10 protein-coding genes are annotated in these 12,280 nt (G+C 35.3%); 3 read left to right on the top strand and 7 right to left on the bottom strand.

What is annotated here, in order from left to right; all coding sequences use genetic code 11:
• Positions 1-110: 110 nt before the first annotated feature.
• From ABJF08_RS00950 to ABJF08_RS00920, 7 genes are all read right to left on the bottom strand, one after another.
• Positions 111-1,061 (bottom strand): ABC transporter ATP-binding protein, encoded by a 951-nt coding sequence (locus ABJF08_RS00950; RefSeq protein WP_348114177.1) that lies wholly within the window; start codon positions 1,059-1,061, stop codon positions 111-113.
• Between the two features lie 136 nt (positions 1,062-1,197).
• Positions 1,198-3,360: a prolyl oligopeptidase family serine peptidase gene (locus ABJF08_RS00945; protein WP_348114176.1), complete on the bottom strand. Its 2,163-nt coding sequence runs from the start codon at positions 3,358-3,360 to the stop codon at positions 1,198-1,200.
• Between the two features lie 2 nt (positions 3,361-3,362).
• Positions 3,363-4,667, bottom strand: a complete 1,305-nt coding sequence (locus ABJF08_RS00940) for a T9SS type A sorting domain-containing protein (protein ID WP_348114175.1) — start codon at positions 4,665-4,667, stop codon at positions 3,363-3,365.
• 65 nt (positions 4,668-4,732) lie between these two features.
• Positions 4,733-5,722 (bottom strand): aspartate-semialdehyde dehydrogenase, encoded by a 990-nt coding sequence (locus ABJF08_RS00935; protein ID WP_348114174.1) that lies wholly within the window; start codon positions 5,720-5,722, stop codon positions 4,733-4,735.
• Between the two features lie 188 nt (positions 5,723-5,910).
• Positions 5,911-6,321: a large conductance mechanosensitive channel protein MscL gene (mscL, locus tag ABJF08_RS00930; RefSeq protein WP_348114173.1), complete on the bottom strand. Its 411-nt coding sequence runs from the start codon at positions 6,319-6,321 to the stop codon at positions 5,911-5,913.
• Positions 6,322-6,443: 122 nt separating this feature from the next.
• Positions 6,444-7,553 carry an alanine racemase gene (gene alr / locus ABJF08_RS00925; RefSeq protein ID WP_348114172.1) on the bottom strand — a complete coding sequence of 370 codons (1,110 nt, stop codon included), beginning with the start codon at positions 7,551-7,553 and terminating at the stop codon, positions 6,444-6,446.
• A 2-nt stretch (positions 7,554-7,555) separates the two neighbouring features.
• Positions 7,556-8,191, bottom strand: a complete 636-nt coding sequence (locus ABJF08_RS00920) for a thymidine kinase (RefSeq protein WP_104514156.1) — start codon at positions 8,189-8,191, stop codon at positions 7,556-7,558.
• A gap of 87 nt (positions 8,192-8,278) precedes the next feature.
• On the opposite strand from ABJF08_RS00920, the gene ABJF08_RS00915 reads away from it, so the two are divergent.
• The 3 genes from ABJF08_RS00915 to ABJF08_RS00905 all read left to right on the top strand — a co-directional run bounded on the left by ABJF08_RS00915 (position 8,279) and on the right by ABJF08_RS00905 (position 12,241).
• Positions 8,279-9,178, top strand: a complete 900-nt coding sequence (locus tag ABJF08_RS00915; protein ID WP_348114171.1) for a hypothetical protein — start codon at positions 8,279-8,281, stop codon at positions 9,176-9,178.
• Positions 9,179-9,328: 150 nt separating this feature from the next.
• Positions 9,329-10,483, top strand: a complete 1,155-nt coding sequence (locus tag ABJF08_RS00910) for an ABC transporter ATP-binding protein (RefSeq protein ID WP_348114170.1) — start codon at positions 9,329-9,331, stop codon at positions 10,481-10,483.
• Between the two features lie 12 nt (positions 10,484-10,495).
• Positions 10,496-12,241, top strand: a complete 1,746-nt coding sequence (locus ABJF08_RS00905) for a hypothetical protein (protein ID WP_348114169.1) — start codon at positions 10,496-10,498, stop codon at positions 12,239-12,241.
• The last annotated feature ends 39 nt before the right edge of the window (positions 12,242-12,280 follow it).

Here is a 12,280-nt window from a genome sequence, read left to right as displayed (position 1 = left end):
GAGCGATATTTGTACAAAGATAGAAAGATGTAAAGAGTTTGAAATTAATAATCAATCGAGATAGAACGAGCCGATCCCTGATAAATTTGGAACAAGCTAATAGTTTAAATTCAATTTCTGAGAGCCAAATTTTCTGGGAAGACATTTAAGAACAATTGCTTTTTACTTGAAATAGCTTGTTTTGATTTAAAAAATACTTGTTTCCCATCTTTTTGAGCAATTATGAGAAAATCTGCACCTTGAAAAAAGGACTTTTGCACCTCAACCTTAAAACCAGTTTCAGATATTTTTAATTGATGTGGATATAGAATTAAATCCTTTTCAGAATTCAACCATTCTTTAGGTATTAGATTTACCTCGTCAAACAAAGATGCCGTATAAACACTTAATGGTTTTTCATACACCTGTGCGGTCGTTCTATAATCGATAATGGCACCTTCTTGCATGATAACCGTTTTATCACAAAATGATAGTACATCATCACGATCGTGAGTAGCTACTAGACAGCTGATATTATTAACAGTTAAGTAATCAAACAACTTCCTGCGTAATGCGTTTTTTCTAAAATTATCAATATGTGAAAAAGGCTCATCTAATAATAATAGTTGAGGCTCTTGAGCAAGCGCTTTTGCTATCGCTACACGCTGTTTTTGCCCTCCAGAAAGAGTTTTTACCTTGCGATCTTTAAGGTCGCTCATATCGACTACATCGAGCAATTCTAGAATACGACTTACTCGATCATCCTTTTGTAAAGAAAGGTGTTCTCCCACATTCTCAAATACAGTAGTAAAAGGCATGAGGTCAAATTCTTGTGGCACATACTTCATCATGGGATGTCCTGGAACTAGATGATGGTCTGGACCAGTAAGTTCTTCATTATCCCACAATATTTGTCCTTTTTTTGCCTGTAATAAACCATAGGTTATGTCTAGCAATGTGCTTTTTCCACAACCACTCTCTCCTATCACGGCCACATGAGTACCTTGTTTTATATCTAGAGAAATGTTTTTTAGGGTTTCCGCTTTCGCGAAAGCGAAACTTATATCAATCAATTGCAGCATCTAACAAAGATAACTACCGATAATAGAGATCTTACTAATATTTTATAAAAAGAACTGGCCGATTTAATGAAAACATAAGGCATAAAAAACCCATGTCTTATGACATGGGTTTTCTATACTCTATAATTAAGAGCGTTTACATTTTCACTTGAGATTTCACCTCTGGTAATGTTTCATAGCCCATATTAAATAGACCGAAACCATAGATATCTGTCCATTCTTGAATCTGTTGCTCGGTAGATTTTCCTGCGCCGTGTCCAGCATCTGTTTCTATTCTGATTAAAGTAGGTGCATCACCTGCTTGCTTAGATTGCAGCTCTGCCGCAAATTTAAAGGAATGTGCTGGCACTACACGATCATCATGATCTCCTGTGGTTACCATAGTTGCTGGATAAGAAACGCCTTCTTTAATGTTATGAAGTGGAGAATATCCTTTAAGGTATTCAAACATTTCTGGATTATCCTCGGCAGTTCCATAATCGTATGCCCAACCAGCACCTGCTGTAAATTTATTATAGCGTAACATGTCTAGAACTCCTACTGCAGGAAAAGCAACTCCTGCTAGGTCTGGACGTTGTGTCATAGTCGCGCCTACTAATAAACCACCGTTAGAACCACCCTGAATAGCCAGGTGTTTTGTATCTGTATATTTATTTTCTTTGAGCCATTCTCCTGCAGCTATAAAATCGTCAAATACGTTTTGTTTTTGCATTTTAGTTCCTTGGTCGTGCCATTTTTTACCATACTCTCCACCACCACGTAGGTTTGCAACGGCATAAACGCCACCGATTTCCATCCATGCTGCTCTAGTAACTGAAAAACCTGGATTAAGAGAAACATTAAAGCCTCCATAACCATATAGAATCGTTGGATTCTTACCATCTAAAACCATCCCTTTTTTGTAAGATATGATCATAGGTATTTTAGTACCATCTTTTGATGCATAGAAAACTTGTTTACTCTCAAAATCGTCGCTATTGAACTTGATTTCTGGCTTGCGATATAACTCTGAAGTTCCTTCTTTTATCTTATATAGATAAGTGCTTCCTGGAGTAGTGTAATTAGTAAAGCTATAGTATAAAGTTGCGTCTTTTTCTTTTGCTCCAAAACCACCTACATTACCTATTCCTGGTAATTTTACTTCTCTTACTAAAGTACCATCGTAATTATACTGTTTTACTTGAGAAACAGCATCTACCATATACTCGGTAAAAATATAACCACCTGCTGTAGATGGAGATAATACATGCTCTGTTTCTGGAATGACATCTTTCCAAGTGTCCTGTGCAGGATTTGAAAAATCTGTCATTACTATTCTCTTATTAGGTGCGTTATAATCGGTAACTAACCAGAGTTTTGTCCCTTCATTATGAAGTAAATACGTGTTAGTATCAAAATTATCCACTACAGGAACCAAAGGTGCATTAGGTTTATTTAATTCTTGCATCCACATTTTACCACCATTAGTAGAGGTGCTACCTGAGATAACTAAGAATTTTTGATCGTTAGTAACACCACCGCCTACATATCTATATTTCTGATCTGGTGTACCACCAAAAATGACTTTGTCTTCACTTTGTGAAGTTCCTAATTTATGATAGTATAATTTATGCTGATCTGTCATAGCACTTAACTCACTACCATCTGGTTTATCATAACTAGAATAGAAGAAACCGTCATTTCCTTTCCATGACATACCAGAGAATTTTACATCTATGATGGTGTCTCCTACTTGCTTCATGGACTTTACATCCATAACGATTACTTTTCTCCAGTCGCTACCACCTTCACTTATAGAATAGGCAAATAAAGAACCGTCTTTTGTAAAACTCGTACCACCTAAAGAAGTGGTTCCTTTTTCACTAAATGTATTGGGATCTAGAAATACTTCAGCAGTTTCTGGATCGCTGTCTTTCATGTATCTATAAATAACGTACTGATTTTGTAAACCATCGTTCTTATAGAAATAAGCATAATCTCCTTCTATAAATGGAGCACCTACTTTTTCATAATTCCAAAGCTCTGTAAGTCGTTCTTTAATCTCGTCTCTATATGTGATTTGAGATAAAAAGCCTTGAGTAGTTTTATTTTGATCTTTTACCCAGTTACCTGTTTCTTCACTACGGTCATCTTCTAACCATCTATAAGGGTCTGCTACTTCTGTACCGTGATATACATCTACGGTATCCACTTTCTTAGTTTGCGGATAAGTCATTGCCATACTTTTTTGTTCTTTCTTTTCTTCTTCACAAGAAATTAATATTGCCAGAGCTGCTGCTCCATAAAGCCATTTTTTCATAACTATTGTTTTATAAATTTAGAAGTTCTTTTACCTAAATCTGTAGTGACTTGAGCTAAATAGATTCCAGACTTCAATTGGTTAGTATTTATGATAGCACTTGAAGAAGTGGTTATCAAGCGACCATGTAAATCGTATATATTAGTATTCAAAATATGTTGATCTGTACTTATTTCTAATTGTTCCTGGCGGTTATTGTGAACTAAAATTAAGTCAAATCTATCTTCTATAGAATTTTCACTTAAAACGTTTCCTATATATTTAAATACACCTTGACCAGTCGTTGCGTTACTAAAACTACCACTATAACCTACTGTGGTGTTAAAAAATGCGTTATCCACATGTTGATCTGTATCGATATTAATCCATGTAACACCATCATCACGAGAGTAAGAACTACCAGCAAAACTCACTTCGCCACCTGTACTTACCATATAGATCGTGTTAGGAATATAGGTAATGGCACCTCCATAAGGTGAGCCGGTACCTGATAAAACTATAGTTGTCCAGTTTGCACCTGCATCTGTAGATCGGTATAAATTTCCTGAATTATCCTGAATAACACCTCTAGTTGCGGTTGCAAAAGAAATATCACCTGAAATAGATGTACCTCCAAAATCGCTTAATGGAGATTGATACACATTCCAACTCACGCCTCTATCTGCAGAATGAACGATACGCCCTGCGCTAGTAGTAAACCATATGCTATCTCCTAAATAAGCAAATTGTGCTAAAAATCCTGTCTCATTACTCAAAGGACTCGGTAAACTAGAAGAAGGGATTCTAGTATAAGTGGCACCTCCATCACTAGAGGTATAAATCTCCCAATATCCATTTGCTGGATCTCCTATTGCAAGACCGTTATTTGCGTCAAAATAATGAACTACATTAGGAAAACTGGTAGCCGAATTAAAAGCTGCGCCAGTCTGTTGTGTCCATGTAACACCTGCATCTATAGTTTTCCAAATACCACCTTGTTGTCCTGCCTGTCTAGGGTGAGCTGCTACAAAAGCTGTATTTCCATCTACACCACTCACATCTGAAATACCTAAACCGGTATCTCCCAGGTCAAAGGAACCTGCTGTCCAGGTACTACCTGAATCATCTGTTTTAGAAAACTGTTGTACATTATTTATAGTATTCACACCATCATAAGCAATGGCCCATGCCACATTATCATCAACTACATGAAATCTATTTAAACCAGTTAGGTTATTCGTAAATCCAGAAGAGTTTTCTGTCCAGAATTGTGCATGAACTACAAAACAGAAGAATACTAAAAAACCAGTGAGTATTTTTTTAAACATAACTTTTAACGTTAGATACGTAAAGTTAGATAAAAATACTCACTGGCTTGTTAAAGGAACCCTTTTTAAACTAAATCGTTCGTTATAAGGTATTCTGCGATTTGAACAGCGTTAGTTGCAGCACCTTTTCTAAGGTTATCTGACACGATCCACATATTAACGGTATTTTCTTGAGAATAATCTCTTCTAATACGGCCTACAAAGACGTCATCTTTACCATGTGCCATTAAAGGCATAGGATATACGTTTACATCTATATTATCTTGTACGGTAATACCTTCTGTATCGGATAATAATCTTCTTACTGCAGACTCATCAAATTCATTTCTAAATTCTACATTCACACTCTCGGAATGTCCACCTACTACAGGAATACGTACCGCAGTTGCAGTGACAGCGATGGTTCTATCGTCTAGAATTTTTTGAGTTTCATTAACCAGTTTCATCTCTTCTTTTGTGTATCCATTTTCTTCAAATACGTCACAGTGAGGAATGGCATTTTTATGAATCTGATAAGGATAAGCCATAGGACCTTTTTTACCTTGAAATTCATTTTCTAGTTGTTCCACTGCCTTTACTCCAGTACCAGTGATGGATTGATATGTAGAGATAACTAATCTTTTTATTCCATATTTTTTATGAAGTGGTGCCATAGTAGCCACCATCTGAATAGTAGAACAATTAGGATTTGCTATAATTTTATCTTCCTTAGTAAGAGAAGAAGCATTTATTTCTGGAACGATAAGTTTTTTATCTGCATCCATTCTAAAAGCGCTAGAATTATCTATAACGGTAGTTCCTACTGCAGCAAACTGTGGAGCAAATTCTAAACTCACAGAACCACCGGCAGAAAACAGAGCTATATCTGGTTTCATCTCAATAGCCTGTTGCATACTTACTACCTTATGCTGTTTATTCTTAAAAGTAACCTCAGTACCTACAGATTTTTCTGAGGCAACTGGTATAAGAGTTGAAACACCTAGGTTGCGTTCTTCAAGGATACGCAGCATAACCTGGCCTACCATACCGGTAACACCTACTACAGCTATTTTCATTATTTTAGATTTAGGCAGTAAAAGTATATCCAGAAACCTTCTTAACCATACAATTGTCCAATATTTTCAATTTTGCACAAATTGTTTAATAATTAACAAATGTGACTTAACAGCATACTTATTAAGCACAAAAAAAACCGCCTTATTTTACAATAAGGCGGTTTAATAAGTAGGTTAGAACCTATATATTATTTTTGCGTTTTGATAGCATCACGTATCTCTGCAAGTAATTTCTCTTCAGCTGAAGGTCCTGCTGGTGCTGGAGCTTCTTTAGGTTTTCTTGCTTTGTTGTATGCTTTAACAATTAAGAAAAGTACAAATCCTACGATTACTAAAGAAATAATAGTGTTTATCCATGCACCATATAATATTGCGTTTTCTGGTTTAGTAACTACACCATCTGCTCCTACTATTGCCTCAGCTAGTACTACCTTCATATCTTTGAAGTCTACACCACCAGAGAAATGACCTATAATAGGCATCATGATTAAGTTTACAAATCCTTTTACTACAGCACTAACTGCACCTGCAAGTATAACTGCTATGGCAAGGTCCACAACATTACCTGTCATGATAAAATCTTTAAATTCTTTAAGCATCTTTTTGATTATTTAGTTAAAATGATACTGCAAATTTAATTTATTTAAATGTGTTAACAAAAACTTAAGAAAAAATGGTTGCGCTTTGAAACGAAAATCAGACGTTATACATCTATTATCGATTAATTACTTAAATAAACGCGTTTTACTCGTTTCTGGATTCCGGTAAGTAATTCATAAGAAATAGTACCTGCATCTTCGGCCATTTGTCTTGAGGTATGTACCACTGGATCAAATATAATTACCTCGTCACCTACGGTTGCTTCTATACCTGTAATATCTATCATTAACATGTCCATGCATATAATACCTAATGTAGGTGCAGCATGTCCATTAACTTGTACTTTTAATTTGCCATAACCATAAATACGGTTAATTCCGTCACCATGCCCTATAGCTACTACTGCATAAGTAGTGCGATCCTTAGCTACAAACATGCGGTTATAACTTACCGTTTCTCCAGCTTCTATAGTTCTAATTTGTGAGATATTAGAGATTAAAGTACCTATAGGTTTTAAATGCTCATCAAACTTTAAATCATTACCAAAACCATAAAGCCCAATCCCAGAGCGTACCATACTAAAATGTGCACTCTTAAAATTAAGAATTCCACTGGTATTTGATTCATGTTTAAGAATTTCATACCCTAGCTCCTCCTGTATTCTATCTGCTAGTTTTTCAAAAAGTAAGATTTGTTTATTAGTAAATGCTTCTTCGTCTAAATCTTCACTAGCTGCTAGGTGTGACTGTAGCCCTCTCACTTTTACCTCTGGAGACAACTTTATTTTATCTAATACTTTGTCTATATCTACCGCATCTATTCCTATACGATTTAATCCTGTGTTGAATTCTATGTGAATGGGATAAGATTGTTGGTTTTTCGCTTTCGCGAAAGCGGTAAAAGCATCCAGCATTTCTACACTATAAATAACTGGTTCTAAGCAGCGATCTATACATATCTCTAGATTGTGTTGCTGTGCATGTAAAACTAAAATAGGTTTAACAATCTTATTATTTCTTAACTCTACCGCTTCTTCTACATAAGCAGTGGCAAAATAATCTGTACCTAAATCTTGTAATTTCTGTGCTACTTCTACAATACCATGACCATAGGCGTTTGCTTTAACGACCGATATGAATTTTGTGCCGTCGTTTATTTTGCTACGTAAATAATGGTAATTATGCTCTAAGTCATTAAGATTTACTTCTAGCCTCGTACCTTTTGGTTGCATTATTATGATAAATTTTTATCGTTTACTTCTTCTACATCCACATCCATATCCTTCACCTTATTTGCTATCATCGCTTTATAATATGCTGCGCGACTTAATGGTTCATATTCTTGTTGTTCACCGAGCATGACCACATCTTCGTCTGCGGTTTTACGGTAAGAATATTGAGCGAGATTACCTGTTCTGGTACATACGGCATGCACTTTGGTCACATACTCTGCAGTTGCCATAAGTGCAGGCATAGGACCGAACGGATTTCCTTTAAAATCCATATCTAGTCCAGCTACTATAACTCTTATACCACGATTAGCCAGTGCATTGCACACCGCTACTATCTCGTCATCAAAGAATTGAGCCTCATCTATCCCTACTACCTGGCAGTCATTTGCTAGTAAAGGAATATTTGCTGCTGCAGGAACTGGTGTACTTTGAATCTCATTAGAATCATGAGATACCACCATCTCCTCATCATAGCGCACATCTATAGCAGGTTTAAAAATTTCTACTTTTTGTTGCGCAAACTGTGCTCGTTTTAAACGTCTTATAAGCTCTTCTGTCTTACCAGAGAACATAGATCCACAAATTACCTCGATCCAGCCGAATTGCTCTTCATGATTAACGGTATTTTCTAGAAACATTTTGTAATTTACAGGCGTTAAAAGTGGGATGTATTTCCCATTTTGAGAATTCAAAAATACAAATAAACCAGCGGCAATAATCCCAATATGAAAAAGAAAATAGCAGCAGATCTTACTAGCCTAGCACACCGTATTCTACAACTGAAGAAAAAGGATGATGTAAACGAGCTACAAGCCATTGCCAAAGAATTATATGAAAAACTTACCGTTCTTGCCTTTACAGAAAAGCATTTTGCCGATGTGCAGCCCACTGCAGGTGATGCAGAGATAGAACGCAGACTCTCAAATGCATTTACCGAGGCACAAGAAGACGTAGATTCTATCACTGAAGAGGTAGAACAAGTGATGGAAGACACACAAGAAGAGGTAGAAGATGCATTTGCAAACAATGATTTAAGTGATCTCTTCATGCCTAATGACGAGGATACTAGAGAAGAAATAGAATTACCTGGAATATCTACCATACATAAAATGGTGGTAGAAATGCCCGATGAGGTTCCTGAAACTAGTGCTAAAATTGAAATTCCAGAAACTAAAACACCTGAGCCAGAGCCTATAAAAGTAGAAGTACAAGAGGTAGAGAAGATAGAAGAAGAAATAAAGCCTGTAGTAGAAGAGAAAATAGAAATCCCTGAGGTAAAACAATACACAAAGAACGATCTAGAAGAAATCACTGCAGATTTTCAAACCATGCCCGTTTTTGAGCGTAAAGTGAATGATACTAAAGCCGATAAACCTCTATCTCTTAACGACCGTTTAAATCGTGGTCTTAAAATAGGTATGAATGACCGTCTAGGTTTTATTAAGCATCTTTTTAACGGTAGTGACCAAGACTTTAATCGTGTGATATCGCAATTAAATACCATGACTACTTTTAACGACGCATACAGTTTTATAGACACTATGGTAAAACCAGATTACAATAATTGGGAAGGAAAGGATGCCTATGCAGACCGTTTTCTAGAACTTGTAGAAAGGAACTACTAGCTGTTAAAAATTATTTGAAATTTACAAAAGCAGGATTGAGGTCTTGCTTTTTTTTTTGGATTCCGCTTTCGCGAAAGCGAAACAAACCTTATAAATATTATATCATAACTTACTTAAATTGCGTTATATATAATTAAACCAACCCTAATTATGTCACTATACCTACAAAGACTGGAAGAGGTTAAAAACTTCTTTGATAATAAAGATACCGTTTTGGGCTATCGCAAGCTTATGGATTGTGCAATGGATACTCAAGATATGGACATCTATAAAAAGATGATTGCCCTTACCGACTGGAAAGAACAACATGTAAATGATGAGACTGGATTAATTTCTAGATCTATGGAGGTTTTAAGTCTGCTAAAAACTAAAAAGGTAGAACCTACATCTGCACAAGGTCCTGTAATAACAGCTAGTGACATTACTAAAACTTATGGTAGAAGCGGTTTTCAACTAGGACCGGTTTCTATAGAAATTAAAAAAGGACATATTTATGGTCTGGTAGGAGAAAATGGTAATGGTAAAACTACCTTATTGCGCATTCTAGCTAGAGAGCTTAGTAATACGAGTGGTTCATTAAACTATGTGTTTAAAGAAGACATTACATCTGACTATGACCTGCGTGCAAAATTAGTTTACATACCGCAACGCACAGCCACCTGGTACGGTAGCCTTAAAGATAATCTTAAATTTGTTCTTTCTAATTACGGCGTTGCACCAGAGGAAAATGAGACTCGTGTTCTCATGATGATTGCTAGATTAGGTCTATGGAATTATAAACAGCTTAAGTGGAGCGAACTTTCTTCTGGTTATAAAATGCGTTTTGAACTGGCTAGAACATTACTGCGCCAGCCAGAGGTAATGCTATTAGATGAGCCGCTCGCAAATCTTGATGTACTAGCACAGCAGGTAGTTCTAGAAGATTTAAAATCTATATGCAACTCGGTAGTGAATCCTATTGCTTTGATTTTGAGTTCGCAGCAATTATATGAGGTAGAAAAAGTGTCTGATAAAGTGATCTATCTTAAAAATGGTCAGTACACAGATAACAATGCTGGTTTTAAAGGTGCGACTCTCGATCAATTAATTATAGAGATAGATAGTACTAGTGATAGAGAGGCGATTAAAAAAGCTTTTGAAAATTTACCTATTGAAAAACTAGTTTATAATGGTGGTGTTTATCTAGCCTATTTTACTGGAGAAACACAATTCTATCGTGTGCTCTATGCTTTAGGCGCTGCTCAAATAGAAGTTACCTACATACGTAACATATCAAGTTCTACTAGAAGATTCTTTGTTTCTTAATACAGCCACATCATGAAAAAATTTATAACTGCAAAAAACCAAGCGCTTTTAGAAAATCATCCTACGCTATGGAATACTAAAATAGTATGGATGCTAGCCGTTTCTCTTATTCTACACTTCTTATTCTATTTAATGGGTTGTGTGGCGCTTATGAATCCTGAATCTTTACAGAGATATAATGCGATAGAAAACTTTTTCGGTAATGGGGTTATTCTTATCTCTGTCATGGTGAGTATATTATTACTCGTACTATGGCTCATTTCATTATTTAGAAATAATGCTTTTAAGAATTTTTATCCTAATAGTAGGGTGAAGTTGTTTAAACAATTTGCCAGCTATTTTATCATTTTTCTAGCAGCTACTACCTTTTATTATTCTTACACGCTAGGTATGCAAACCTATGTCACATTAAACTATAACGATGTGCGCATGGAAAAAGATATAGCACTTACTAATGCTGCTGCACCCTTCTTTACACACGATCTCTCTCGTTATGAACTGGACCAATTAAGAAATCCTAATCCTTTTGATAAATTATACTGTGCTACCGCAGTAAGCACGGTAGATGTAGATCAACCTTATTTTGAATTTAAAGATAATTACTATCAGTTCTATAGCCTTAGAAAACAGGTTTATCCTTTTGATAAATATGTAGACCCTAGTGATGTTACTGGTAATATACTTAATGAGACTATAGACGGTAAACAAATCTTTTATTTTAAAGATGAAGTCATAGATGTGAATCGTTATGTAAAAACTAGCGCGCCTAGTTATTACAATTACAATAAGCTATTTTATAACGGTGAAGAAGATGAATATAGTTCTTATGACTATCAATATAGAGATGACTATAATCCATTTACTAAAATTACAAAAAAGCAAAAAGACTTTATAGAAAAGCACCAAGCTTTTATAAACCAACAAGATAAGGAAGCTTATAATGAACTATTAGGTGATTTTATAGAACTAGCAAACGACTATAGCATATCTCATAACTTAACGACAAAGTCCTGGCTAGACATCGCTTATACAGAAAGTCCTTATAAGATTAAGAAAATAATTCATGAAGGCTCATATCCTTATGAATATAGCGTTTCTTATCAAGAAGAAAACGACTTTGTTGTATATGAAAATTCTTTGAAGTCTCGAACCCATTACCTAGACAGTGATTCTTTAAAGCAATCTCTCAAAAACATAGATGAGATTAAAACGACTAACATTTTTGAAGGTACTATCCATATCTTTTTATGGATGGCATTTTTCTTTGCTTGTATAGTCTTTATTTTTAGAACGACCAGTTTAAAATCTTTACTATTTTCTATAGTAGCCAGTGTTTTACTCATAATCTTAATAGGTCTGATAGCCGCATTTTTTGGTTTTGTAATAGATTACAGTTCGATGATACAGTATTTTATCATGTACTTCACCTTAATATTAGGTACATTAATACTTACAGTAGCGTTTTTAGGACTCTCTAAAGTAAATAAATTAGTAGGCTCTATTTTTATGAACATCGCCATAGTAGGGTTTGTTCCTTATATCTTTTTGATATTAGTGATTATAGATACACATCAAAATGACTGGTGTGACTATCAATATTATGATGGTTATCAACAATACAATACTGTAGATCAATGCCTAACTATTATGGACTATTTAGACATTTACTGGAGTTATGCGTTACTAGCAGCTGGAGTATTATTTATATTCTTGTACTGTAAGAATATTTTAAAATGGCGTGCACAGCCAGAAGGATAAGGAAATTTAAGTTGATAGTTCCGCTTTCGCGAAAGCGGA

The organism is Nonlabens sp. (genome assembly GCF_039941875.1).
GTDB lineage: Bacteria > Bacteroidota > Bacteroidia > Flavobacteriales > Flavobacteriaceae > Nonlabens.
The sequence above is the reverse complement of the archived record's forward strand: the minus strand, read 5'-3'. Positions and strand labels throughout refer to the sequence as shown.